The organism is Cupriavidus lacunae, assembly GCF_003353055.1.
Taxonomy (GTDB): Bacteria; Pseudomonadota; Gammaproteobacteria; order Burkholderiales; family Burkholderiaceae; genus Cupriavidus; species Cupriavidus lacunae.
Genome location: NZ_QKWJ01000053.1, coordinates 24,562 through 50,839 on the forward strand (window position 1 = coordinate 24,562; position 26,278 = coordinate 50,839).

Below are 26,278 nucleotides of genomic sequence, written 5' to 3' on the forward strand. Positions count from 1 at the left end.
CGCTTCCAAATCCCTCGGGGAGGGCATCTCATCATAAGCAGCATGCTTCCCTAATTCCCCCTCGAATCAATAAATTATCTGTCCAGGAAGTGGCTCGATGGACCAAATACATATAAAATGAATTATGCGGCGATAGATTTTTTGCTGGCGACATCAAGGCCAAGGAAGAGAATATGCGAATACTGCACACAATGCTTCGAGTCGGCGACCTCGAACGCTCCATCAAGTTTTACACCGAAGTTCTCGGCATGCGGTTGCTCAGGAAAAACGACTATCCGGACGGTCGCTTCACTTTGGCCTTTGTCGGCTACGATAGCGAGGACAAGGCTGCCGTGCTCGAACTCACCCATAACTGGGATACGAAGGAGTACAACCTCGGCGATGCGTACGGCCACATCGCTGTTGAGGTGGAAGACGCGTACGCAGCATGCGACGCAGTTAAGGAACGGGGAGGCAACGTTACGCGCGCGGCGGGACCCATGCGGCATGGAACGACCGTAATAGCATTTGTGACGGACCCCGATGGATACAAAATCGAATTTATTCAGCGTAAGCCGTAACGTCCAGGATGCCTGGAGGATGTGAACCGGTAGGTGCTGGTCACGAGTTATTCGTTAGCCGCACCTAGCGATCAAAGCCATCTTCGCCATCGACGTTCTTCTTCCTTTTCTGTAGATGGGGTTCAATGCCTATCACATTGCCATAGCTCGATTGAGCGATCTGAGTCCGAAGCCTATCATTTTCATAAAGCAAAGATACTTCTCGCGCTATGGCTTCCTCGTAAGCCCTCAAGAGACGGGAATTTTCGTCCTTAAGTTCCTTTATGACGACGTCGGGGTTGCCAGTCGGTGGTTCGGCCTTTGTTTTTTTCCTTTGTTCCTCGGCGGCCGTCCTTATTTCCAAAATAAGGTCCGCGAATAGCGCTCTCGATTTCTTGATGCTACCCTTACCCCTCCCAGCTTCTAGTGCTACATTATCATTGTTTATCTTCGAATTTTTTGGAACGATCCGAGGATTGTTGTCCTGCAAACGCCTTAGGGCGTCCAAGTATTCGTCGAGGGCAGTTTTCATTTTACGGTGAATTCATAAGACGTTGATGCGCACGGCGCAGTTCCTCTAGTTCTTGTGTCTCAGTTCGGGCTTCTACCGACGATGGATTAAGACTGTCAACAATTCCCTGCTGCGATGTAATCGCGCTTTCAAGTTTGCTCAGCTTGATAACGCTACCTCGATTGCATCCAATGCAGCTCGAAACAGATTTCATCAATGGATCTGCGCACGGTTCAATATTGGTGCAGCCACCTAGAGGTGTTTCGTGATACGCGAGTACTCCTTTTTTTACTTGCCGTTTTGTTTCATCACGCGTGCGCTTGCTAACGGGGGCTCCGGTACGCAGCTTGAGTTCCACATATGTTCCGTGCGACCCGTATAGCCGTTCGTCAGATTCGAGAACATTCAGAATGTACGCCAGTGCTTCCGATTCGGGTAAGGTGGCCTGGTACTCGACGCCAAAATGCTTTTTATCTCCAGCAAGTAAATTTACCGCGACCTCGCTTCCCGCGCTATACATGGCTGAGAGTTCCAACGTGATATGGCCCAGTTGGCGCCGCAGTGAGGGCAGCGATACGAGGCCCGAGCGACATGCATAGAGAGCCAATGAGCGCCGTAGTTGATGCTGGCCAAAAGGCCACATTTGTCCGACGACAATCTTGGCCATCCACGGCCCCTCAGGGTCAATTCTCCTCAGTTCTTCAACGTCCTCAGCCGTTACCGTCAAACATAGGCGCTGCACAACATCACTGCCATCGTAAGCATTAATCTGCTTTGGAGCGTATGAATTTTCCCAGTCTTCTGGCCAAGCCCGGATGATCGGAAGGTAGCCTGTCGACACAAACAGTGGTCGCGTCAAGTTGATCGCTGAAGTCGAATGGTGTCCTAATGGTCCGTTCAAGTATTCGTAGATCACGTCCGCTACCTTCCTTGCCAAACCGATTGCGTAGATAGCCGCGTGTGAGGTGACCCATTTTTGCGGACGTCCGGAACCTGGAGAATTTTTGCTAATAACGCCACATAGAAGATAATGCTTGCGTCCGTTATAGTAAAAGTCCTCGATACAGTCATATGGAAGGCAGCGCGCCTCGTCCGTTCGCATCCCACTATAGGCGAGGATCGTGAGGGCGCAGAGATATTGGACCTCGTTCAGTACCTTGCCTAAATCGGTGGATGTCAGTTGCTTGCCGGTCGAAGCGAGATACTCCATGACATGTTCGTGCTCTTCATCACTTCGGGTGTATGCGGCGAGATTGAGTGAAAGCGAATTTGTCTTGGAGATGGCATATTTCTCCTTTATGTCTTGACGTTTGTACCGTGGTGCGCAATATTGCGCGCAAAGCGCCAGTATAGCTGGGCTAACCTTCTCGAATCGATGTAATTCGAAAAGAAGCCGCCTAAGAAATTCAGAGTAAATGCGCGTCGGGATAGGGGGAGTTTGAAGGTCGTCCTTCTGCCGACTATTTACTAGGGCCGCGACCTCCTCAATGGTGGTGCGACTCGAGATCGCTATACCAGTCTTAAGCGGACCAAGCTCATAAAGGATTCGCAGGAGTGCACTTAATCCCTTCGTCTTGTTCGGGGACGCTGTCGAAATGTACTGACTGATAAAAATAGGGTTCTCTAATAGGTGGAATATTTCTTTGTTTTTTGCATACGCAATTTTTGCGAGTTCATTGAGAACCGAAAGGTAGCGAGGCAATACAACTACCGCGAGTGGTTTCCCGGGTCGCTTCCACATCACGAGGAACATAATCCAGTGAATCTGGCTTTGTATTTTGCTGGTCAGCGAGTCCCCGGTGAGCTTTCCCTGCCACCGAGTTAGGTATAAAGTGAGCGGTTTTCCTCGCGAATGGTATGGCGTCACATCCCAATTCAGTTGGCTATAGTGAGCTCTGATATTGCCATCTTGATCTCTGCAAATCACAAAATCGTCTGCCGGCGGCGCGAAACCCTCGCCAGTGTAGGTATCCGGCGCAAGCTGATCATCGGGAAGGTTGATGTTTGGCACATACATGTTATATGGCCCCCAGGTCGAAAAGCATCGCTATTTTGAGCGCCCAATAGGGATGCATATTTCCGTTTTCTTCGATATCTAAGATAATCGATTCGATTGTACTTTCAAGGCTGGTGTCGAGCTTCTTCATCTGGTCGATGATGAAGTTTAGCGTTCGTAGGAGCTCGTCGAAAATAGGCCTATGCTTTTCACTGGTATGTGTAACGGGTTGTGCCAATATCACATAGTGGCGGCAGCTTAAAATCTTTCTTGCGTCTTCCGCGTCGGCATGAAGGCGATTATGCTTGCAAAAAAGGCATCCCACCAGATGTTTGCAATCTGGCTCAACTGGCGGAGCACTGTGAATGGGTGTCGGGTTGTTGCGGGACTCGCAGGTGCCGATTGGGGTGTCGTCGGCGCCGTGGGCATTCCGAGAAACAACGATTGAAACCTCATTGAAATATGTCGAGAGCTCGTCCGCAGCGTCGTTCCGTGAGCCCGCGGCGTACGATCGGCGTACCGACTGTTCGGAGGTTTGTAGTATCGCAGCGGTCGTTTCCACATCAAATCGCTGCAGCAAAAAATGGGACTTCGCCGCTCGCCATTCGCGAAAGGTTATGAAATCGAGTTCCGGTTTGATCCGTTTCAGCAGTCGCTCTGCGGTCGCAAGCACATCCTTATTCGGGCGAGGAGGACCAGCGTGATTTTGGCCAAAACTTATGAATAATCGATCAAATGGAACTCCGTCTAACAAATAGTTTCGAAGCTGCAAGTACCTTTTAAACTCTGGTAGAAATACCTGCTTTATAAGGAAATGCACTTCGCGCTCATTCGCTCTGTATTTTATCGCGCGATAGCCTTGTTGTGCGGGTCCCACTTGATAGGTTCCGCTCCATGGCAACTCGGTCATCTGGGCCGGGTTGATTGCTACATTTGCGCTGAATTTCAAACCGAAGAGACTGTGGGCGTACATCCCAATTAGCTTTCGGGTGGAATGACGTAAGTTTGCATTGGCTTCTTGAATACATTGATGATAATAGATCTGATTGCCGCTAATAAAGGTTGAATCAGGATAGCGTTCTTTGAATTCTTCCTTGGTCAATATGCGTCCGGTCCGAACGTCGCTAAAGGAGTTTTGGGCCGGGCTAAAGAGACGTGCCGGCGGGAATACATAACTCCGTTGGAACTCCTCTCGTACTATTTGGGGCAGGGTGATCAGGAAAGGAAAGGTTCGGCCTTCCAGGAGAAATGAAGTCAGTTGTTCGAACAGTGTCGAACAGAGCGCTAGCACCTCCCCTTGGGTGCGCTCGTCAGGTGGTTCCGTCGGATCCCATTCACCTTTGAAAAATTTGGGAAGGCTGTGAGGCGAAAGCTCATCACCGATCGCATATTCTAGGTGCCGGACGAAGCCCACCTTGTATTGCCTGGCAGTGCCTGGGTCGAGCTCCCCTAGTCGAACCAAATGGGATAGATGGGTGAGGTACGCCTCTGCGGCGCCTTGGGCGTCGGCATGCGAGTCCAATACCATGGAGCGTGCGTTGCGGTCACACCAATCGATCCCCCGGAGGAAATTGGCGCAGTCCTGAGCCAGTGAGGTTAAGCGTTGCTTTCCATTCTTGGCCTCGATACTTAGGCAATCGAGGAGTCTACTTAGCGCTGGTATGCGAATAGGTGAAAATGTTTCTAAATCAACCTCCAAGCTTTTGTCCTGTGGGCCTTGAGTGCGTCGTGTACTATTGCCTGCCCGGCTGACATACGCCCGTGCCCCAATGTCTAGTGTTCGTACCTCTGGGAACCGCACAATAAGTTTCCCTATATCGGCGGAAAGTGACGTGCTCCAGTCGGTTACATCGATTATCCTGGCCGCCCTTTGGCTTTTGAGGGTAAGTTTTGATCCTACCGCGATTTCAAGAAACTGGACGAAATTGTTTCGGTACCTTACGGCCGTGGGAGCTTTGAGTTCGCCCAGGTTTACCGTTCGCGATAAATAAGCCGAGTACGAATCCGCAGCAACGAGGGCGTCGGAATGAGAATGCAATGCGTTCGCGTGACCGTTGTCATCGCACCAATCAATACCATGAAGAAAAATCGCACATTGGATCGATAGTGAGGCTTGGCGATGCGTTCCCTGCTGCGCTTCGTTGCTAAGGTACTCAAGCAAGTTGGTTAACGGGGCAATGCGACTTTCAGAAAAAGTTTGTAAATCGACGATGCTGTCTGAGTCTGAGGGAGCTCGCATTCGCCGAGTTGTATTTGGTCTCCGGCTGACATAGGCGCGTGCACCGATATCGATAGTTCGAGTGTCCGAAAAACGAACCATTAGCTTTCCCAGGTCGGATGACAAGGATGCATTCCATTCAACGATATGGATTATGCGCACCTCCCTCTCGCTTTGCACACGCACTTGTAATGCTGCATTGAAGCCACGGATTAAGCTGCGCCGGTATGATTCGGCGGTAACCGAGCGTAGCTTGCCCGAGCGTACCAGGTTCGATAAATGAGCGGAGTATGCTTCTGAAGCGGCATGAGCATCGGGTGGGGAGTGTAAGGCGCGCGAGTGCCCATTCGAATCGCACCAATCTACGCCCCGAAGAAAGTCTGCGCAATCCTTCGCTACAACGGTTAGAGCTTGTTCTCCCTTTTTGGCTTCGGTTTTTAGGTTATCGAGAAATCTCGCTAAGGCTGGTATGCGAGCCGAACAGTAGCTGCTTAAATCAACTCGCAAATCGACACTATTCGGCGCGCTATTGAGGGCCGCTCGGACAACGTATGCGCGTGCGCCTATGTCGAAGGTTCTGAGTGCTGGAAATCGGATAACAAGATTGGGAATGGCGGAAAGCAGCGACGTATTCCATTCCGTTACGTCGATTATCTGGACTTGCCTTTGAGGGATTATCTTGCCGCCCAATGCGGCTCCCAGATATCGCATGAAGCCGCGCCGATATTGTATGGCAGTATTCGACTTCAGTTCATCGGAGCGTACCAGTTGTGATAGGTGACTCGAGTACGACTCTGCGGCGGCCTGGGCCCCAACTAGCGAATGCAATGCGCCTTGGTGCTCGTTCCTGTCACACCAGTCTACACCGCGAAGAAAATTTCCGAAATCCAGAGCGATGGAGGTTATCTGATATTTCCCACTTTTCGCTTGGGCACTCAGATGGTCCAGAATCGTAGTAAATGCTTTTATTCGAGGCGCCGGGATGTCAGGATCGGCGTGGTGGCTAGCTGCGCTGGGCGGCGAACCCGAGTACACCCGTGCACCGATGTCGAAGGTTTGCCCGTTAGTAAATCGGATAACCAGATTTCTTATTTCTGGGGAGGATGATGCGTTCCATTCGGTGACATCGATGATCAGCGAATCTTTTGCTTTGCTTCCACTCATTGCGTTGCCTCGCACGCGAGTTTGGCTAAGGAGGTAAGATGAGATTCGTAGTCCTCCTGAGCACGGGAGTGGAGTTGAACTTTCTTTCTGAAATCGAGATACTGGTCCGTTGTGGCAGTGGAATCATGGCCCAAGCGAGTTCTCACGCGATTCCGTAGCTCACTTAGCTTCAGCTCTCCTCGTTCGACCTTGAGCATTCCTTCGTCTGTGAGATTCATCCCGAAGCTGGCTCGAAGGTCATGAAATTGGAAATCGAATTTTGGAAATCCGTTTTCTCGTATAAACGGTATTAATCGCTCCGCCATGAAGGTTCTCACGACCTGCCCAGTTTTCGGATGGCGAATGTGTGCGAGCGGGTTGAAGTCCGATTGGAATTTCCGGGTATCGTACATCGCGTTCCCGTGAGTGGTAATAAATAGCGGTTCAGCGTACGGCTGAATGCACTTTCTTACCCAGCGATCTCGACGAATACTGAATCTGTTACTCTGGATGTATACCCGAATCGCTTGATAGAGCCACGGGGGGAAATAGAGTGTGAGCGACTTCCCTTTTTTGGTATCGGCAATTCCTTCGCCAACCGACAGGATAATCTCGGAGAGGCCATTCGGAGATTTGCTAAACGCGCTGCTCGGTAGCGTTAGAATGGTTTGGATTCGCGCTCCGGTAAACAAGGCGATACAGAAAATAAGGGTCATTTCTGTATGCTCCAGCGCAGTAAGTGCGCGGATTATTTCGATTTGTTCCTCCGGAGCGAGGGGGCGGAGCTTGCCCCCGTCTTGTATTGTTCCATCGAAATCGTTCGCGTCGCCAGTTCCGCCAAGAGAAAGATCGGTGGTTTCGACTGCTTTAGCGGTTTTTCCCCGTGGAGTACTGAAGAATACTAGTGCTTGTCTTCGCTGCCAAGGTGGATATTCTGGCTCAATTCGTCCCTCTATAATAAGTTGGTTATAGAAGGCGATAACCCGCCCCATTCGTCTCCTGCCGGTCTTTTTGCTTATTGCTCCACTTTCGATATTTCTGTTTAGATACCCAAGATACTTATAAGTCGGACGAAGGGAGGCGAGCTTAGGAAAGACAGTAAAGTCAGTGTTGGTTGCTATAAGGAAGCGGAGGTAAGCGAGTAGGTCGTCTGCATACCCCAGTAATGTGTGGATTTTCACCTCTCCGGCCATTGCAATGACCTTCGCTATTATCTGCAGGCATACTTCCGTCCAAGGCTTCCCGTCTTCTCCAAGAACCACCGGGAAAAGCTTAATAGCACATGCCGGGACGCGGTGGTCGCTTGTCGCGTTCATCCCCATGGCGACGTCATCGGCGATTACCACACGGTAGTAGTAAGTCAGCGGGCCATCTGGCGTAGGAAGCGTACGAGGCCGCGCTCCAGGATCGTCAGGGGAACAAACTTCGGTGAGCTCAAATGTGGGCAGAACGACTCTTCTGGGTTTCATGTGATGCACAGAGCATATTTTGTCCTATTGTCCATCTTAGGAAAAATTATAAGTATTGTCTAGAAGATAAAAACTTATACGTACGTCCGGGTCTTCGACAAAGGCGATCACGGTGGTGCCGCCCTTGACCGGGCCGGCTTCGCGGGTGACCTTGCCGCCGGCGGCGCGGATGCGCTCGCAGGTAGCCGCGGCATTGTCGGTTTCCAGCGCGATATGGCCGTAGGCCGTGCCCAGGTCATACTGGTCGACGCCGTAGTTGTAGGTCAGTTCCAGCACCGCGGTTTCGCTCTCGGGGCCATAGCCGACGAAGGCGAGGCGGTACTTGTACTCGGGGTTGTCGCTCTCGCGCAGCAACTGCATGCCGAGCACGCGGGTGTAGAAATCGATGGAGCGCTGCATGTCGCCGACGCGCAGCATGGTGTGGAGGAGTCGCATTTGAGGGCCTTCAACTGTTTTTCGTATGGAGGCGCTATTTTAGTGCGTTTGGCCGAAAGCTACCGGCGCTCTCCGGCCCCCCGCCCGGCCCTCAGAACGTGGGCAACAGCTCGGGCGGGTGCGCGCGCAACTGGGCGCGGGCGTCGCGGAACTCGGGGAAGATCGACTCCACGGCCTGCCAGAAGCGCGGGCCGTGGTTCATTTCCTTCAGGTGCGCCAGCTCATGCGCGGCGACATAGTCGATCATCGACAGCGGGAAATGCATCAGGCGCCAGTTCAGGCGGATCTTGCCGTCGGCGGTGCAGCTGCCCCAGCGCGTGGCGGCCGAGGTCAGCGCAAAGCCGGTGTGGCGCACCCCCAGCTTCTCCGCATAGATGTCCAGCCGCTCGGCCAGCAGCCGGCGCGCCTGCTGCTGCAGCCAGCCCTGCACGCGGTCCTTGATCTGCTGCTCGTCGGCATGGCCCGGCAGCGCCAGGTGCAGCACGCGCCGGTCGGCATCGAACAGCAGCGCGCCGATCGGCGACTCCAGCGACAAGGTCAGCGGCTGGCCCAGGAAGGGCAGGCTGGCGCCGTCGCGCCATTGCACCGTGGGCAGGATGCGGCGCGACTCGCGGTGGCGCCACTCGCCCAGCTTGTTGAAGATCCAGCGCTGCTTCTCCAGGATGGCCGACTCGATGTCGGCCAGCGTGACCCAGCGCGGCGCCGTGATCGACAGGCCGCGGTCGTCGATGGTGAAGCCGATGGTGCGGCGCGCCGAGCGCTTGAGCGTGTAGTGCAGCGGCCGTTCGCCGATATGCAGCAGGCGGGCGTTGGGCTGCGGCACTGGCCACGTGAGCGGTGCCGGCGGTTCCTGTGCCAGGGGCGCCGCGGGCTGCGGCGCCTGGGCGGACTCCGCCAGCGGCAGTTCCAGCTGCGCGCCGTCGGCGTCGGTGGGGGGGCGCAGCAGCTTCATGCGGCCGGCCCACTCCGAGGTGCGGTCCGGTAGCTGTCGGGGTCGATGCGGCGCATGTCCTGTTCGATCCAGTCCGCCACCTCCTGGTTAAGCTGGTCGGCAGTCTTGTTGGCCGACGCGATCGGCGGGCCGACCGAGATCGTCACCATGCCGGGGTACTTCAGGAACGAATTGCGCGGCCACACCCGGCCCGAGTTGACCGCCATCGGCAGCACCCAGGCGCCGGTTTCCACCGCCAGGCGCGCGCCGCCGCTCTTGTAGCGCGTCTTTACCAGGCCCGACGGCGTGCGCGTGCCTTCCGGAAACATGATGATCCAGGCGCCTTCGGCCAGACGTTCGCGGCCCTGGCGCGCGGCCGAGGCAAAGGCGCGGGTGCCTTCCTTGCGGTTGATATGCACCATCTTCAGCATGCCCAGCGCCCAGCCGAAGAACGGCACCATCAGCAGCTCGCGCTTGAACACGAAGCACAGCGGCTTGGGCATCAGCGCCACGTAGGCCACCGTTTCCCAGGCCGACTGGTGCTTGGACAGCAGCACCACCGGCTTGTCGAGCATGCTGTCCATGTACTCATGGCCCTGGATGCGGTACTGGATGCCGCAGATGCCGCGCGCGGCCCAGATCACCAGCAGGGGCCAGCCGCGCACGAAGCGGAAGCGCTGGTCGGCATTCATGAACGGGAACACCAGGAAGCAGGTACAGGCGTAGGGCGGCGTCAGCACCAGCAGGTACAGCGCGAACAACAGGGAACGGAGAAACGTCATGCGGGGGGCGCGGGGGGTGCGAATAGGGAATGGGGGCGGGCGCTCAGCCGGCGCCGTGGGCGCTCTGGGCAGGCGGGCGTTGCCCGCCGCCGTTGCCGGTCAGCCAGCGCGCAAACGCGCGCAGGTCGTCGTGCACCTGCGTGCCGGGCGGCAGGCCGCCCTTGTCGAGCGTCTTCAGGCCCTTGCCGCTGCGTACCAGGTGCGGTGCGCAGCCGACTGCCACGCCGGCTTCCAGGTCGCGCAGCGAATCGCCCACGATCGGCACGCCGCGCAACTCGATGCCGAAGCGCTCGCTGATCTGCTCCAGCATGCCCGGCTTGGGCTTGCGGCACTCGCAGCCGTCCGCGGCGGTATGCGGGCAGAAGAACACCGCATCGACGCGCCCGCCCACGCGCGCCAGCGAGGTGTGCATCTTCTCGTGCATGGCGTTGAGCGCGCTCATCTCGAACAGCCCGCGGCCGATGCCGGACTGGTTGCTGGCGATGACCACGCGGTAGCCCGCCTGGTTCAGCGCGGCGATGGCTTCCAGGCTGCCGTCGATCGGCACCCACTCATCAGGGGTCTTGATGAACTGGTCGCTGTCGAGGTTGACCACCCCGTCGCGGTCCAGGATGACAAACTTGGGCGGCGTCTGCGGCATGTGCGGCTCCGGCTATGGCTGTGGGCGGCGCTCAGGCGGCCAGCTTGGAGATGTCGGCCACGCGGTTGGCCATCGCATGCAGCGAAGCCAGCAGCGCCAGGCGGTTGGCGCGCAGCTGCGCGTCCTCGGCCATCACCATGACGTCGTTGAAGAAGCGGTCGACGGCGTCGCGCAACTGGGCCAGGTCGCGCAGCGCGGCGCTGAAGTCGCCGCTGGCGAAGGCCGCTTCCACGGTGGGGCGCACGCGCTCGATGGCGGCGTGCAGCGCACCTTCGGCGTCTTCCTGGAACAGCGCCGGATCGACAGCGCCGACCGGCTCGGTGTTCTTGCGCAGGATGTTGGTGATGCGCTTGTTGGCGGCGGCCAGGGCCTCGGCCTCGGGCAGCGCGGCAAAGGTGCGCACTGCTTCCATGCGGCCCAGGATGTCATGGAGCTGGTCCGGGCGCAGGCTGACCACGGCCTCGACCTCATTGGTGGTGTAGCCCTTGTCCTTCAGGTAGCCGCGCACGCGGTCGTACAGGAAGTCGATGATGGCTTCGGGCGCCGGCTTGACCGCAGCGATGCCGGCAAACGCCTGCTGCGTCAGCGCCAGCAGCGACGTCAGCGACAGCGCCAGCGGCTTCTCGATCAGCATGCGCAGGATGCCCAGCGCGTGGCGGCGCAGCGCGAACGGGTCCTTCTCGCCGGTGGGCTGCAGGCCGATGCCCCAGATCCCGACCAGCGTCTCGAGCTTGTCGGCCAGCGCCACGGCGGTGCTGACCGCGCCCGCGGGCAGTGCGTCGCCGGCAAACCGCGGACGGTAGTGTTCGGAGCAGGCCAGCGCCACGTCCTCGGCTTCATCGTCGTGGCGGGCGTAGTACGTGCCCATGGTGCCCTGCAGCTCGGGGAACTCGCCCACCATGTCGGTCAGCAGGTCGGCCTTGGCCAGCTCGGCGCCGCGCATCGCGGCGGCCTTGTCGGTGGGCACGCCGGCGGCGTTGAGCGCATCGGCGATATGGCCGGCGATCTGCTGCAGGCGCTGCACGCGGTCCAGCTGGGTGCCGATCTTGTTGTGGTAGACCACGCTGGCCAGCTGCGGCACGCGCGAGGCCAGGGTCTTCTTGCGGTCCTGGTCGAAGAAGAACTTGGCATCGGCCAGGCGCGGGCGCACCACGCGCTCGTTGCCGGTGATGATCGACTGCGGCGTCTCAGTGGCCAGGTTCGACACGATCAGGAAGCGGTTGCGCAGGTGGCCATCGGCATCGGTCAGCGCGAAGTACTTCTGGTTGGTCTGCATGGTCAGGATCAGGCATTCCTGCGGCACCGCCAGGAAGGCTTCCTCGAAATGGCAGGCATAGACCACCGGCCATTCCACCAGCGAATTGACTTCATCGAGCAGCGACTCGGGCATGATCACCTGGTCGGCGCCGGCTTCCTTGAGCAGCGCGGTGCGCATGCGCTCGCGGCGCTCGGCATAGCTGGCGACCACGCGGCCGGCGGACTCCAGCTGCTGCGCGTAGTCATTGGCGTGCGCGATCTCGATCGCGCCATGCGACAGGAAGCGGTGGCCCTGGGTCAGGTTGCTGGCCTGCAGCCCCAGCAGCGTCACCGGCAGGATCTCGGCGCCGAACAACGCGATCAGGCTGTGCGCCGGCCGCACGAAATGCACCGTGCTGCCGTCCGGGCGCTGGTAGCTCATGACCTTGGGAATCGGCAGCCTGGCGATGGTGTCTTCCAGCGCCGCCTGCAGGCCGGCAGCCAGTTCGGCGCCGCGTGCGGTGTAGCGGTAGAAGAACGCCTCGGCCTTGCCGTCGGAGGCGCGCTCGAGCGACTGCCAGTCGATCTCGGCGACGCCGACCGACTTGGCCAGCGCGGCCAGCTTCTTGGCCAGCGGCGCGGTGGGCTCGCCCTTGGCGTCCAGTGCCACCGACAGCGGCAGGACCTTCTCGCGCTGCTCGCGGTCCGGCGCGCTGCGGCGCACACCGGATACCAGCGCGGCCAGGCGGCGCGGGGTGGCGAACGGCGTCACGGTGGCGCCCGGCTCAAGCAGGTCGCGCTCGCCCAGGCCGGCGAACAGGCCCTGCGCGAAGGCGTCGCCCAGGCGCGCCAGCGCCTTGGGGGGCAGCTCTTCGGTGAACAGTTCGATCAGCAGCGAGTCGGTCATGGGTTGCGACATGAATCGTATCCAACAGGTTGTGGCGCGCGCCGCTTATGAGCAGCGCGGCGAAAGATTAGGTTCCACTCCGGACAGCAGCCACAGGCCGTTCTGTTGCCGGAATTGCAGCGTGGTGTAGGCGCATTGCGCTGCCGCCGCGGCGCTGGCCGCGCCGTTGCTGCCGCCGCGGCTGCCCGCAGCCGGGAAGCGCGCGTCGATGCGGCGCAGGCGCTTGTCGTAGCGGATCTCGTCGATGCGCCCGCCCACCCAGAAGTCGATCTTCGGCGGCAGCTGCGCGGCCGAGTAGTACGTCTTGACCGTGCGGCGGGTGCGGCCGTTGTGGGTTTCCATCTCCACCCAGGTCAGCGGGTAGCGGATCGCGCTTTCATAGGCGCGCAGCGGCACGCGGTGCCAGCCCAGGTCGCGCTGGCCGGACAGGTCGCACGAGAACGAGCGTACCAGCTGCGTCCACTGGTCGAGCGCGTTCAGCGACGGGCGCCATTGACGCGCCATGGCCAGCTGCAGCGCCTGCGGGTCGGCCTCGCACACGTTGCTCAGTTCGGCGGGCAGCATCAGCGCCTGCGCGCTGGGTGCCGCCTGCGCACGCGCGCCGATGGCGTTGCCCGCCGCGGCCAGCGCGGCGAGGGCCATGGCGCAGCACAGCGCGCTGCGCGCCAGCAGCGTCATGCCCGGGCTCCGCCGCTATTGCCGCACATCGGGAAGCCCAGGGCTTCGCGCGAGTCGTAGTAGGCCTGCGCCACCTGGCGCGACAGGTTGCGGATGCGGCCGATATACGCTGCGCGCTCGGTCACCGAGATCGCGCCGCGCGCATCGAGCAGGTTGAAGGTGTGGGCGGCCTTGAGCAGCTGTTCATAGGCGGGCAGCGCCAGGCGCGTGCCGGCGGCCTGGCCTGCCTCGGCGCCTTCGCCATTGCCCATCAGCCGCTTGGCCTCGCCTTCGTGCTCGGCGAAATGGCGGAACAGGATTTCAGTGTTGCTGTGCTCGAAGTTGTAGGTCGACTGCTCGACTTCATTCTGGTGGTACACGTCGCCATAGGTCAGGCGGCGCGTCTCGCCGTTCTCGACCCACTCGGTCCAGACCAGGTCGTAGACGTTCTCGACCTTCTGCAGGTACATCGCCAGCCGTTCGATGCCGTAGGTGATCTCGCCGGTGATGGGCTTGCAGTCGATGCCGCCGACCTGCTGGAAGTAGGTGAACTGCGTCACTTCCATGCCGTTGAGCCAGACTTCCCAGCCCAGGCCCCAGGCGCCCAGCGTGGGATTCTCCCAGTCGTCCTCGACGAAGCGGATGTCGTTCTGCTTCAGGTCCAGGCCGAGCGCCTCGAGCGAGCCCAGGTACAGCTCCAGGATGTTTTCCGGCGCGGGCTTGAGCACCACCTGGTACTGGTAGTAGTGCTGCAGGCGGTTGGGGTTCTCGCCGTAGCGGCCGTCCTTGGGGCGGCGCGACGGCTGCACGTAGGCGGCACGCCAGGGCTCGGGTCCGATCGCGCGCAGGAAGGTGTGTACGTGGGAAGTGCCGGCGCCGACCTCCAGATCGATGGGTTGCAACAGCGCGCAGCCCTGCCGGTCCCAGTAGGCCTGCAGGGTCAGAATCATTTGTTGGAAGGTCAGCATATGAAGACTAGGTAGAGGCACCGGGCGGGGTCGCGCCCGCCCGACATGCAGGCCGCACAGCGCGTGCCGGAGCCGCCGCATACGGATTTTGCCAAACCCCGAATTCTATCGGCTTTTTGGCAGGGCGCCCCGTTTGCCGGGGCTGGACAGGGCACGCACCGATGGAGGAGGACGTCCGGCAATGTCGGTCCTGCGCAACGCATCGGGAAAATACTGAGGCCGATTTCAGGTTTGGCTACTGCTGGCCGATAACGTTTTTGTATACAGTATGAACAAGCAACCCGTTTCAGAGCGTTGCGATTGACAGTCCGTGCCGGCATGGCGGGCACGGCGGCTGCTGGCTGGCACCGCGGTAGCCGTTTGTCGGTAACTGATTATTGATGGGGACTTTGGATCATGGCACTTCTTTCTCGCAAACCTTACCTGGTCGCAATCGCGGTCATGATCGCCGCGGCCACCGTGTCCGTGGCGACCGGGCTGCTGAACTGAACCGGCCGGCGCTGACCTGACGCGCCACGACCGGCACCGGGCCTGCGGCGGCGATCCCGCCGCGTCCGGTGCCTGCTTCTCCCTGTGCCCTCAGCCTGTGCTGCGCACCTTGCGCACGCGCCAGGCGGCCATCCCCAGCACCAGCGCAAACAGCGCCAGCACCGGCGCATTGCCCCAGCGGATATAGGGCGTCAGCCCCTGCATGCCTTGCACTTCGGCCGCCAGCGTGCCGACCGTGAAGGTCGCCAGGCGCTGCTGCACCGTGCCGTCCGGGCGCACTACCGCGGTCATGCCGGTATTGGTCGAGCGCAGCATCGGCCGGCGCGTTTCCAGCGCCCGCATGCGCGAAATCTGCAGATGCTGGTCCAGCGCAATGGTGTCGCCGAACCATGCCAGGTTGGTCAGGTTGGCAAGGACGTTGGCCGGCACCGGCTGCTGGCGCAGCGTCTGCGCGATCTCCTCGCCGAACAGATCCTCGTAGCAGATATTGGGCGCCACGCGCACGCCGCGCACCGGCAGCGAAGCCTGGTCGAGCCCGCCGCGGCGGAAGTCGCCCAGCGGCATCTTCATCATGTCGACGAACCAGCGGAAGCCCAGCGGGATGAATTCGCCGAACGGCACCAGGTGGTGCTTGTTATAGCGGTACAGGCGCTCGGTTTCCGGGCCCAGGCCGAACACGCTGTTGGTGAAGTCGACCGGCGAATCGGCGCCCGCGGCGCCGAACAGCACGGTGGTGCCGCTGGCCAGCGCGTAGTCGCGCACGGCCACGGCAACGTCGACCGGCAGGTCTTGCAGGATGACCGGGAACGCGGTCTCGGGCGTGACCACCAGGTCGGCCGGCGCGGCGGTGATCATGTCGCGGTACAGCTCGATCGACCGCTGGATGCCGGCGGGTTCGAACTTGATGTCCTGGGCCACGTTGCCTTGCAGCAGCCGCACCGAGAGCGGCTTGCCGGCCGGCGTGGTCCAGGCCAGCGGCGCCAGCGCGGCGCCCGCGGCGGGCAGCACCAGTGCCAGCGCCAATGCGCCCAGCGCCCGGCCGCGTTCGCCACGGCCCAGTCCGCGCGCGGCGGCCGCCAGCAAGGCAGCCACCGCTGCCGCCAGCGCGCCGATGCCATAGACGCCAGCCAGCGGCGCGAAGCCCGCCAGCGGGCTGTCGGTATGGGCATAGCCGCCCGACAGCCACGGGAAGCCGGTGAACACCACGCCGCGCAGCCATTCCGTCAGCCCCCAGGCGGCGCCGAACGCCAGCGGCGCCAGCAGCGTGGCCCTGTGCAGCCGCGCCGTCAGCCGATGCCACAGCGCGCCGGCCAGCGCCGGGTAGAGCGACAGGAAGCCCGAGAACAGCACCACCGCCAGCGCAGCCATCCACGCCGGCATCTCGCCGTAGACGTGCATGCTGATATAGAGCCACCAGATGCCGGACAGGAACCAGCCCAGCCCGAAGGCATAGCCGGTGGCGGCGGCCGCGCGCGCGCGCGGCGCGTCGGCCATCAGCGCGGCCAGGCCGGCCAGCGACAGGATCTGCAGCCACCACCAGTCATGCGGGGCAAAGGCTTGCGTATGGGCGATGCCGAGCACGCCGGCCAGCAGCAGCCGCACCATGGCCGCCGTGCGCGAGTGCGCGCGCGTGCCAGGCACGCCCGTCGTGCCGGCGTCGGCAGCGGCGGCGCCGTTCAGGATCGGGGCGGAACGCTTCATGCGCCGGCCGCGCCCGCGTTGTCGCCGTTGGATTCGCGGTGTACCTGCAGCAGGTGCACCTGCCGCGCGTCGGCGCGCAGCACCTCGAAGCGGATCGGCGGCAGGGTGATGACCTCGCCGCGGTGGGGCACGTGGCCCACGTGGTTGGACAGCAGCCCGCCCACGGTGTCGACATCGTGGTCGGAGAAGCCGGTGCCGAAGGCCTCGTTGAACTGCGCGATCTCGGTCAGGCCGTGCACGCGCCAGCTGCCGTCGGGCATCGGCAGGATGTTGTCCTGGTCTTCGTCCAGGTCGAATTCATCCTCGATATCGCCCACGATCTGCTCCAGCACGTCCTCGATCGTCACCAGCCCGGCCACGCCGCCGTACTCGTCGACGACCATGGCGATATGGTTGCGGTTGATGCGGAACTCGCGCAGCAGGATGTTCAGGCGCTTGGATTCGGGGATGAACACCGCCGGGCGCAGGGTCTCGCGCAGGTCGAAGGCGGGATCGGTGTAATAGCGCAGCAGGTCCTTGGCGAGCAGGATGCCGATGATGTTGTCCCGGCTGCCTTCGTAGACCGGAAAGCGCGAGTGCGCCGTCTGCTGCATGAAGGGAATGAACGCCTCCGGGGCGTCCGCGATATTGACCATATCCATCTGCGCGCGCGGCACCATGATGTCGCCGGCGGTCAGTTCGGAGACCTGGAACACGCCCTCGATCATCGACAGCGAGTCGGCGTCGATCAGGTTGCGCTCATGCGCTTCCTGGAGCACTTCGAGCAATTCCGCGCGGGTGTCCGGCTCGGGGGAAATCAGGTCTGACAGGCGTTCGAGAAGCGATCTGGGCCGATCGGCCTGCTTCAGGTAAGCGGGCTTCGAACTGGGATAGGGGTCGTTCATTTCGCGGCGAGCGCGTGGTGGAGATCGTCTGAAGGATACACTAAAAGCCTGACCGTCCCGTGACGGCAGGCGGCCGCTGACATGGTTATGTGCAGCAGGCGGCGCTCGACCGGCGCCGCCTGTGACAGCGGAATCACGCGGCGCGGTCGTCGCGGTAAGGGTCGGCGTGGCCAAGGGCCTGCAGCGTCTCGGTTTCGATCGCTTCCATTTCCTCGGCCTCGGCGTCTTCCTCGTGCTCGTAGCCCTGCGCATGCAGCACGCCGTGCACGATCAGGTGGGCATAGTGCGCCTCCAGCGGCTTGCGCTGCTCGCGCGCCTCGGCTTGCACCACCGGGCAGCACAGCACGATATCGCCCGTGACCGGGTCGGCCTCGTTCTCGGCATAGGCAAAGGTCAGCACGTTGGTGGCGTAGTCCTTGCCGCGATAGGTGCGGTTCAGCGTGCGGCCTTCTTCCTCGCCGACAAAGCGGATGGTCAGCACGGCATCGGCGTACAGCGCGGACTTGACCCAGGTTTCGATCTTGCGGCGCGCCGGCAGGCCGTCGGCCTTGCCGACGCCGTCGCCGTGCTGCACGTCCAGTTCCAGCGCCGGCGGCGTGGCCGGGGTGCCGGTGGTGGTGGTCAGCGGCGTGGCGGTCACGGCCACCGACAGCGCGTCATGGTTGTCCGGGCGCACCAGCAGGCCGGCCTGCTGGTTGGTGTCGGTGTGCTCGGCCAGCAGCGCCACCACGCCGTCGGCGGCCTGCGACAGGTCCAGCGTCAGGCTGCGGCCATCGGGCAGTTGCACGCGCAGCGCGTGCGCGGCGCTCTTGCGCGCGCGGCCGTCGCCGTCGAACAGGATCAGGCTCACGCCGGAAGACTTGGATTTCTGCGGTTTCAATTAAGCGTCCTTATGCTGGGCGTGGTATTCGTCATAGGCATCGACAATGCGCGCCACCAGCGGATGGCGCACCACATCGATGCTGGTAAAGCGGGTGCAGGCGATGCCGCGCACGTCGCGCAGCACGTGCAGCGCCTCCACCAGGCCGCTCTTCTGCCCGCGGGGCAGGTCGATCTGGGTGGTGTCGCCGGTGATCACGGCCCTGGAGCCAAAGCCGATGCGCGTGAGGAACATCTTCATCTGCTCGGGCGTGGTGTTCTGCGCCTCGTCCAGGATGATGAAGGCGTGGTTCAGCGTGCGCCCGCGCATATAAGCCAGCGGCGCGATCTCGATCATCTGCCGCTCGAACATCTTCTGCGTGCGGTCGAAGCCGAGCAGGTCATACAGCGCGTCGTACAGCGGCCGCAGGTACGGGTCGACCTTCTGCGCCAGGTCGCCGGGCAGGAAGCCCAGGCGTTCGCCGGCCTCCACCGCCGGGCGCGTCAGCACGATGCGCTTGACCGCGTCGCGCTCCAGCGCATCGACGGCGCACGCCACCGCCAGGTAGGTCTTGCCGGTGCCGGCCGGCCCCACACCCAGCGTCAGGTCGTGCGACAGGACATTGCGCAGGTAGTCACGCTGCGCCACGGTGCGGCCCTGCAGGCCGGTGCGGCGGGTGTGCAGTACCGGCGATTCGTCGCCGGCCTCGCGATCCCCGACATCGTCGCCGTTGCCGGGCAGGTAGCTGCCATGGGCGCTGAGCTGGCGCGTTTCCACCAGGCCCAGCTGCACGTCGTCGATCGACAGCGGCGTGCGCGCCTGGTTGTAGAAGCGCTCCAGCGCCATCGCGGCGTCCTGCGCATTGCCGCCGCGCACCGTCATGCGGTGGCCGCGGCGCTGGATGTTCACGTCCAGCGCCTGCTCGATCTGGCGCAGGTTTTCGTCGAGCGGCCCGCACAGGTTCTGCAGCCGGGTGTTGTCGTCCTTGGGGGCGACGAATTCTGCGGAAGGGATTTTCATCGGTTGGCGATGGCCTCGCTTGGTGCTGACTGGATTACTGGCGCACCACGATCTCGCCGCGCAGCGAGTGCGGGAACGCCTGCGTGATGCTGACATCGACCAGCTGGCCGACCATCCGGTCGCGGCCGGCCTGAGGCACGCCCGGCAGCGCGAAGTTGACCACGCGGTTGTTCTCGGTGCGGCCGTGCAGCTCGGTCGGGTCCTTGCGCGCCGGGCCTTCCACCAGGATGCGCTGCACCGTGCCGACCATGTTCTGGCTGATGCGCTGCACGTTCTCCTCGATGGTGGCCTGCAGCCGCTGCAGCCGGCGCAGCTTGACCTCGTGCGGGGTGTCGTCGTGCAGGTTGGCCGCGGGCGTGCCCGGGCGCGGGCTGAAGATGAACGAGAACGAGGTGTCGTAGCCGATCTCCTCGATCATCGCCATCAGCTTGTCGAAGTCGGCATCGGTCTCGCCGGGGAAGCCGATAATAAAGTCCGACGACATCGACATGTCCGGGCGCAGCACGCGCAGCTTGCGGATGATGCTCTTGTACTCCAGCACGCTGTAGCCGCGCTTCATCGCCATCAGGATGCGGTCGGACGCGTGCTGCACCGGCAGGTGCAGGTGGTTGACCAGTTTGTCGCAGCGGCCGTACAGCTCGACCAGGCGCGAGGTGAATTCCTTCGGGTGACTGGTGGTGTAGCGGATGCGCTCGATGCCGGGGATCTCGGCCACGTATTCGATCAGCAGCGCAAAGTCGGCGATCTCGGTGGTGTCGCCCATCTTGCCGCGGTAGGCATTGACGTTCTGGCCCAGCAGCGTGACTTCTCGCACGCCTTGCTCGGCCAGGCCGGCGACTTCGGCCAGCACGTCCTCGAACGGGCGCGACACTTCCTCGCCGCGGGTGTAGGGCACCACGCAGTAGCTGCAGTACTTGGAGCAGCCTTCCATGATCGAGACGAAGGCGCTCGGGCCGTCCACGCGCGCCGGCGGCAGGTGGTCGAACTTCTCGATCTCGGGGAAGGAGATGTCCACCTGCGACTGGCCGGTACGCTGGCGCCGCGCGATCAGGTCGGGCAGGCGGTGCAGCGTCTGCGGACCGAACACCACGTCGACATACGGCGCGCGCGAGACGATGCTGGCGCCTTCCTGGCTGGCCACGCAGCCGCCCACGCCGATCACCAGGTCGGGTTTGACGGCCTTGAGCGCCTTCATCCGGCCCAGTTCCGAGAACACCTTCTCCTGCGCCTTCTCGCGCACCGAGCAGGTGTTGAACAGGATCACGTCGGCGTCTTCGACGTTGTCAGTGGGTTCCAGCCCCTGGCTGGCGTTGAGTACGTCGACCATCTTGTCCGAGTCGTACTCGTTCATCTGGCAGCCGTACGTCTTGACGAAAACTTTCTTCATATGCCGATCTCAGTGGTTGACCTGGGGGCATCAGGGAGTTGCAACAACACGGCCGGCGCGTGGGGCACGCCGGTCGCACTTCCGGGGTCACGGTTATTTTTTCAGCGCCTTCTGTTCCGGCTCGCTCAGCACCCAGGCGGTCAGCAGCTGGCCGTACAGGTCCAGCTTGTACCGCACCGGCAGCTTCTGGCCCGCCACCGCGGCGCTGGCCAGCAACTGGTTGTCGGTGCCAAACAGGCGCAGGCCGGGCGCCACGCCGACGGTCTTGCCATCGAGCGTGGCCGTCTGCGGCGCACCGGCAGACGGCGTGGCGATGACCAGCCTGGCCGCCTGGGCATCGTCCGGGATCACACGCACCGGTTGCGCCAGCGCGCTTGCCGCGCCCAGCAGCAAGGCAGCGCCGCAGGCCAGCCCGGCCCACAGCTTGCGCGTGCGCTTGGGTTGCACGGACTCCGGCGCCCCGAGGCGCGTATCACGACCTGCTGGCATGGAGAGAACTCCGACAAATAAAGCAATGCGATGGGGGAATGGCCCGAAGGCGGGCGCAACTTGGCATTTTACCCCGCTCGGGGCCTGGCCGGTACGCCAGCTCGACCAGCCTCAGAACAGACAGGATGCTTCTTGCAGCACACGCTGCTTGGACACCGTGCCCATCAGTTCGCGGCCGGCACCGTCGCGCACCAGCGGAATGCGGTTGATGCCGTGCTCGGCAAACACCGCCAGGGCATCGCGCAGCCGCGAGTCCGGGGTCAGCGCCGGGAAGTCGCGCTCGGCCAGCGCCACCACATCGTCCGGCGCGCCCTCGCGCTGGGCGCGCTGCAGCGCATGGATCGACAGCGCGCCCAGCAGGCGGCCGTCCGGTTCCACCAGGTAGAGGTAGCGCGTGCCGGTCTCGGCAAACTTGTCGGCGGCGGCCGCCAGCGTAGCGTTCGGGTCGAGCACCGTATCGGTCGGGTCGCACAGCCCGGCCAGCGTCAGCGTGCGGGCATGATCGGCGGCGGCCGAGGCCTGCGCGCGTTCGGCGATCACGCTGTACAGCGACAGCGTCTGGCAGCGCGATGCCGTGTAGTACGCCGCCACCGCGCCGATCATCGACGGCAGCAGCAGCGCGGGCGCGAGCGTCATCTCGAACACCATCAGCACCGACATCAGCGGCGCCTGGCTGGTCGCCGCCAGGAAGGCGCTCATGCCCACCAGCGGCAGCAGCGGCGCCGCGCCGGCCGCCGTGCCCTGCATGCCGATGGCCAGCAACTGGCCCAGCGCCGCGCCCACGAACAGCGACGGCGTGAACACGCCGCCGACCGCCCCCGAGCCCATGCTGATTACCGTGGCCGCCAGCTTGGCCAGCAGCACGCCGGCCACCGGCACGCTCAGCGGCTGCTCCTGCAGGATGGTCTGGATGGTGGAATAGCCGTTGCCGACGACCTCCGGCACCGCCATCGCCAGCACGCCGACCAGCGCGCCGCCCAGCGTCAGCCGTGCCACTGGGCCGCCCGGCACCGCCGCAAAGCGGCTGCGCGCAAAGCCCGCCGCGCGCATGAACAGCGCGCCCGCGATGCCGGCGGCCACGCCCAGCGCGGCCGCGGCCAGCAGGATGTGCGGGCGCAGGTCGGGGGCGATATCCAGGCCGGGGTAGAGCGGCTGCAGGCCGCCGTGCCACTGGCTGACCATGGCGCCGGCCACCGAGGCCAGGAAGAGCGGCATCAGGCGCTGCACGGCCAGTGCCCCGAACACCACTTCGGCGACGAAGACGGCGGCGGAAAATGGGGTGTGGTAGACGGTGGCAAGGCCCGCCGCGGCACCGCAGGCGGTCAGCATGCGGCGCATGTTCGAGCCGCCGCCGCGCTCCAGCCGGGTCGACGGGAACAGCGAGCCGCACAGCGCCGCCAGCTGGATCATCGCGCCTTCCTTGCCGACCGAGCTGCCGCTGACGATCGAGAAGAACGACGAGAGCGCGCGCAGCAGGGTGATCCGCACCGGCAGGCGGCCGCTGCCGTTGGCCACCGCTTCCATGTAGTCGGTGGCGCCGCCGTGGCTGCCCGCCAGGCGATTGGCCAGCACCAGCAGGCCGCCCGCCAGCGCGCCGCCCACGGCCGGCACCACCACGCGCCACGCCAGCGCCAGCGTGGCGAACACGGCCACCACGTCGGCATGGCTGGAAAACAGGACGACACCCGCGCCCTCCAACGCCTCCTTGAACAGCGTGGTGGCGATCGCCGCGACGATCCCGACCGGGATGGCCGCGAACAGGGTGACTTCCTGGTCTTCGAGGAAACGCAAGCGCATGGCGGCTTTCCGGGCACATGCGGAACATGTGCGGGAGCGGAGTGGGGGGCGGGCCGAGGTCATCATGATAGCGCAGCGCCACCTGTGCGAACCCGATGTGCGCCAGCGCGCATGCGGGGCCAAACCCGGTGCAGAACCCGCTTGTCCCGGACTGGTACACTACCGCTCTTTCCTTCGCGGGCGGGCCGGTGCCCTGCCAGGCCGGCTTCCCGGCGTTCGCGTTCCGATTCCGATCCGATTACCAGGAGCCATCCGGCGTTTGGCGCACCGCGTGCGCAGCGATGGCCCAAGCAGCAATTCATGTCTTTTTCTGAACTCGGCTTGTCCGACAAGATTGTGCGTGCCGTAGCCGAACAGGGCTACACCACGCCGACCCCCATCCAGGCCCAGGCGATTCCCGCCGTCCTCAAAGGGGGCGACCTGCTAGCCGGCGCGCAGACCGGCACCGGCAAGACCGCCGGCTTTACGCTGCCGATGCTGCAGCTGCTGTCTGAATCCGCGGCACGCGCCGCCCAGGGCGCGCAGCGTCCGGGCCGCGTCGCAGTGCGTGCGCTGGTGCTGACTCCCACGCGCGAACTGGCCGCCCAGGTTGAAGAGAGCGTACGCAACTACGGCAAATACCTGCGCCTGCGTTCGATGGTGATGTTCGGCGGCGTCGGCATCAATCCGCAGATCGAACAGCTCAAGCGCGGCGTCGAGATCGTCGTGGCCACGCCCGGCCGCCTGCTGGACCATGTGTCCCAGCGCACCATCGACCTGTCCCAGGTGGAGCTGCTGGTGCTCGATGAAGCCGACCGCATGCTCGACATGGGCTTCATCCACGATATCCGCAAGATCCTCAACGTGCTGCCGGCCAAGCGCCAGAACCTGCTGTTCTCGGCGACGTTCTCGGACGATATCCGCGCGCTGGCCGACCGCCTGCTGAACAACCCGGCCTCGATCGAGGTGGCGCGGCGCAATACCACCGCCGAGACCGTGGACCAGCGCGTCTACCCGGTGGACCGCGAGCGCAAGCGCGAACTGCTGGCCCACCTGGTGCGCCAGCATGACTGGCACCAGGTGCTGGTGTTCACGCGCACCAAGCATGGCGCCAACCGCCTGGCCGAGCAACTGACCAAGGACGGCCTGTCGGCACTGGCGATCCACGGCAACAAGAGCCAGTCAGCGCGCACGCGCGCGCTGTCGGAATTCAAGGCCGGCACGCTACGGCTGCTGGTGGCGACCGATATCGCCGCGCGCGGCATCGACATCGATCAGCTGCCGCACGTGGTCAACTTCGACCTGCCCAATGTGCCCGAGGACTACGTGCACCGCATCGGCCGCACCGGCCGCGCCGGCGCCGAGGGCGAGGCGATCTCGCTGGTCTGCGTGGACGAGATTGCGCTGCTGCGCGATATCGAACGCCTGATCAAGCGCAAGCTCGAGCAGACCGTGCTGCCGGGCTTCGAAGTGGACCCGAGCATCGCGCCCGAGCCGATCCAGAAGGGCCGCCAGCAACGCGGCGGCGGTGGCCAGGGCCAGGGCCGCGGACGCGCCCAGGCACGTCCGGCCGGCAATGAAGGCGAGGGCGCCCAGCGCCAGCGTCCCGCGCGCGAGGCGCAGGGCGCGCCGCGACAAGCGCAGGGCGGCCAGCCGCGCACGCGTACCGCTGAAGGCGGCCAGCGCGGCAACGGTGCCGGCAATGGCAACCGTGGCGCCCAGCCCGCCGGCGGCGCGCGCAACCCCGCACCGCGCCGCGAAGGCCAGGAGCCGGCACGCCAGCAACGGGCCGCGGCCCAGCCCGCGCGCCAGCCGCATGATGCGGCCCCGGCACCGGCACGCAATCGCCGTCCGGCACCGCAGGCCGCGCTGCTCGGCGGCAACCGCAAGCCGGCGCGCTGAGCGGGACAGGCCGACACCATGCACGCGTCCGACGCCCCGGCCGACCCCGGCGTTCCTTATGCCGGCCTGACGCCGGAGCTGATGCTGGACGCACTGGAAGGCGCCGGCCTGCGCCCCGACGGACGCCTGCTGGCGCTCAACAGCTACGAGAACCGGGTCTGGCAGGTGGGTATCGAAGATGCCGCGCCCGTCATCGCCAAGTTCTACCGCCCGGGCCGCTGGACCGACGCGGCCATCCTGGAAGAACACGCCTTCGTGCAACAGCTGGCCGATGCCGAGATCCCGGCCGTGCCGGCCATGGTGCTGGCGCCGGGCGAGGCCGGCACGCTGCTGCATCACGCGGGCTTCCGTGTCGCGGTCTTCCCCCGCTGCGGCGGGCGCGAGCCCGCGCTGGACCGCTCCGACACGCTGACCTGGCTCGGCCGCTTTATCGGCCGCATCCACGCGCTGGGCGCAACCCAGCCCTACCAGGCGCGGCCGGCGCTGGATCTCGATACCTTCGGCATTGCCCCGCGCGACTGGCTGCTTGCCAGCGGCTGCATTCCCGCCGACCTGCTGCCCGCCTGGCAGTCGGTGACGGACCTGGCGCTGGATGGCGTGCGCCGCTGCTATGAGCGTGCCGGCGAGGTGCGGCTGCTGCGCACCCATGGCGACTGCCATCGCGGCAACGTGCTGTGGATCGACGAGGACGACGCCCGTGGCGGCACCCATGGCGCGCCGGGCCCGCATTTCGTCGATTTCGATGACAGCCGCATGGCGCCGGCGATCCAGGACATCTGGATGCTGCTGGAGGGTGACCGCGCGGCCATGCAGGACCAGCTGGCCGATATCGTCGCCGGCTATGAAGACTTCGCCGAATTCCAGACGCGCGAACTGTGGCTGGTGGAAGCGCTGCGCACCCTGCGGCTGCTGCATTACAGCGCCTGGCTGGCCAGCCGCTGGACCGACCCGGCCTTTCCGGCCGCGTTCCCGTGGTTCGGCACGGCGCGTTACTGGCAGGACCGCATCCTGGAGCTGCGCGAACAGGTCGCGCTAATGGACGAAGCGCCCCTGTGGGGCGCTTGAGGTCTGCGCGACAGCACTTGAACCGCGCTGGTTTTCTCCCCTCTCCCGCTTGCGGGAGAGGGGCCGGGGGAGAGGGCAGGCGCTCGACAAGCATCGTGACGCCTCACTTCGTGGAGACTCCTGCCCTCTCCCCCGCCCCTCTCCCATAAATGCTTGCCTTTACCCACAACTTCCGGCGGCTTACTCGTTTTTCTGGAAGATCCGATACATTTCGGTGATTTCGTGCAAAACGAGGAAGCCGCGCCAGAGGACAGTAGCACCGGGGGGATCGTCG

The 26,278-nt window shown here is 63.3% G+C and carries 21 protein-coding genes; 3 read left to right on the forward strand and 18 right to left on the reverse strand.

What is annotated here, in order from left to right; translation table 11 throughout:
- Positions 1 to 173 precede the first annotated feature (173 nt).
- The gene (gloA, locus tag DN412_RS29240) at positions 174 to 560 is read left to right on the forward strand and encodes a lactoylglutathione lyase (protein WP_115214758.1); all 387 of its coding nucleotides are present in this window, start codon (positions 174 to 176) and stop codon (positions 558 to 560) included.
- 64 nt (positions 561 to 624) lie between these two features.
- On the opposite strand, the gene DN412_RS29245 is transcribed toward gloA (DN412_RS29240), so the two are convergent.
- The 18 genes from DN412_RS29245 to DN412_RS29325 all read right to left on the reverse strand — a co-directional run bounded on the left by DN412_RS29245 (position 625) and on the right by DN412_RS29325 (position 23,058).
- The gene (locus tag DN412_RS29245; protein ID WP_115214759.1) at positions 625 to 1,071 is read right to left on the reverse strand and encodes a hypothetical protein; all 447 of its coding nucleotides are present in this window, start codon (positions 1,069 to 1,071) and stop codon (positions 625 to 627) included.
- Between the two features lies 1 nt (position 1,072).
- On the reverse strand, positions 1,073 to 3,061 hold the full coding sequence (locus DN412_RS43120; protein ID WP_133303099.1) for a hypothetical protein: 1,989 nt from the start codon (positions 3,059 to 3,061) through the stop codon (positions 1,073 to 1,075).
- A gap of 7 nt (positions 3,062 to 3,068) precedes the next feature.
- Entirely contained in the window at positions 3,069 to 6,428 is a 3,360-nt protein-coding gene (locus tag DN412_RS43125; protein WP_133303100.1) for a hypothetical protein, read from the reverse strand.
- Entirely contained in the window at positions 6,425 to 7,876 is a 1,452-nt protein-coding gene (locus tag DN412_RS29255) for a site-specific integrase (protein WP_115214761.1), read from the reverse strand. Before DN412_RS29255 ends, DN412_RS43125 begins: the two co-directional genes overlap by 4 nt.
- A gap of 36 nt (positions 7,877 to 7,912) precedes the next feature.
- Positions 7,913 to 8,311: a lactoylglutathione lyase gene (gene gloA, locus DN412_RS29260; protein ID WP_115214762.1), complete on the reverse strand. Its 399-nt coding sequence runs from the start codon at positions 8,309 to 8,311 to the stop codon at positions 7,913 to 7,915.
- A gap of 91 nt (positions 8,312 to 8,402) precedes the next feature.
- Entirely contained in the window at positions 8,403 to 9,263 is an 861-nt protein-coding gene (locus DN412_RS29265) for a M48 family metallopeptidase (protein WP_115214763.1), read from the reverse strand.
- Entirely contained in the window at positions 9,260 to 10,024 is a 765-nt protein-coding gene (locus DN412_RS29270; protein WP_115214764.1) for a lysophospholipid acyltransferase family protein, read from the reverse strand. The genes DN412_RS29265 and DN412_RS29270 overlap by 4 nt, the downstream gene beginning before the upstream one ends.
- A 43-nt stretch (positions 10,025 to 10,067) precedes the next feature.
- Positions 10,068 to 10,664 (reverse strand): D-glycero-beta-D-manno-heptose 1,7-bisphosphate 7-phosphatase, encoded by a 597-nt coding sequence (gene gmhB / locus DN412_RS29275; RefSeq protein WP_078195321.1) that lies wholly within the window; start codon positions 10,662 to 10,664, stop codon positions 10,068 to 10,070.
- Positions 10,665 to 10,695: 31 nt separating this feature from the next.
- Complete coding sequence (gene glyS / locus DN412_RS29280; protein WP_115214765.1) at positions 10,696 to 12,819, reverse strand: glycine--tRNA ligase subunit beta; 2,124 nt, start codon at positions 12,817 to 12,819, stop codon at positions 10,696 to 10,698.
- Between the two features lie 33 nt (positions 12,820 to 12,852).
- The gene (locus tag DN412_RS29285) at positions 12,853 to 13,485 is read right to left on the reverse strand and encodes a hypothetical protein (protein WP_078195323.1); all 633 of its coding nucleotides are present in this window, start codon (positions 13,483 to 13,485) and stop codon (positions 12,853 to 12,855) included.
- Entirely contained in the window at positions 13,482 to 14,432 is a 951-nt protein-coding gene (gene glyQ, locus DN412_RS29290) for a glycine--tRNA ligase subunit alpha (RefSeq protein WP_115214766.1), read from the reverse strand. Before glyQ ends, DN412_RS29285 begins: the two co-directional genes overlap by 4 nt.
- A 579-nt stretch (positions 14,433 to 15,011) precedes the next feature.
- Positions 15,012 to 16,622, reverse strand: a complete 1,611-nt coding sequence (lnt, locus tag DN412_RS29295; RefSeq protein ID WP_115214767.1) for an apolipoprotein N-acyltransferase — start codon at positions 16,620 to 16,622, stop codon at positions 15,012 to 15,014.
- On the reverse strand, positions 16,619 to 17,506 hold the full coding sequence (locus tag DN412_RS29300; protein WP_078195326.1) for an HlyC/CorC family transporter: 888 nt from the start codon (positions 17,504 to 17,506) through the stop codon (positions 16,619 to 16,621). The genes lnt and DN412_RS29300 overlap by 4 nt, the downstream gene beginning before the upstream one ends.
- 133 nt (positions 17,507 to 17,639) lie before the next feature.
- The gene (gene ybeY, locus DN412_RS29305) at positions 17,640 to 18,386 is read right to left on the reverse strand and encodes an rRNA maturation RNase YbeY (RefSeq protein WP_115214768.1); all 747 of its coding nucleotides are present in this window, start codon (positions 18,384 to 18,386) and stop codon (positions 17,640 to 17,642) included.
- Positions 18,387 to 19,385: a PhoH family protein gene (locus DN412_RS29310; protein WP_115214769.1), complete on the reverse strand. Its 999-nt coding sequence runs from the start codon at positions 19,383 to 19,385 to the stop codon at positions 18,387 to 18,389.
- 34 nt (positions 19,386 to 19,419) lie between these two features.
- Positions 19,420 to 20,772, reverse strand: coding sequence for a tRNA (N6-isopentenyl adenosine(37)-C2)-methylthiotransferase MiaB (gene miaB, locus DN412_RS29315; protein WP_115214770.1), 1,353 nt, complete (start codon positions 20,770 to 20,772; stop codon positions 19,420 to 19,422).
- A gap of 93 nt (positions 20,773 to 20,865) precedes the next feature.
- Positions 20,866 to 21,261 (reverse strand): hypothetical protein, encoded by a 396-nt coding sequence (locus DN412_RS29320; RefSeq protein ID WP_115214771.1) that lies wholly within the window; start codon positions 21,259 to 21,261, stop codon positions 20,866 to 20,868.
- A 111-nt stretch (positions 21,262 to 21,372) separates the two neighbouring features.
- A complete protein-coding gene (locus DN412_RS29325; RefSeq protein ID WP_115214772.1) occupies positions 21,373 to 23,058 on the reverse strand; it encodes a ClcB-like voltage-gated chloride channel protein in 1,686 nt (561 codons plus the stop codon).
- Positions 23,059 to 23,358: 300 nt separating this feature from the next.
- Here DN412_RS29325 and DN412_RS29330 point away from each other — a divergent pair, with 300 nt between their 5' ends.
- Both DN412_RS29330 and DN412_RS29335 read left to right on the forward strand, forming a co-directional pair.
- A complete protein-coding gene (locus DN412_RS29330) occupies positions 23,359 to 24,939 on the forward strand; it encodes a DEAD/DEAH box helicase (protein WP_115214773.1) in 1,581 nt (526 codons plus the stop codon).
- A gap of 18 nt (positions 24,940 to 24,957) precedes the next feature.
- Positions 24,958 to 26,004, forward strand: coding sequence for a serine/threonine protein kinase (locus tag DN412_RS29335; protein WP_115214774.1), 1,047 nt, complete (start codon positions 24,958 to 24,960; stop codon positions 26,002 to 26,004).
- Positions 26,005 to 26,278: the final 274 nt, after the last annotated feature.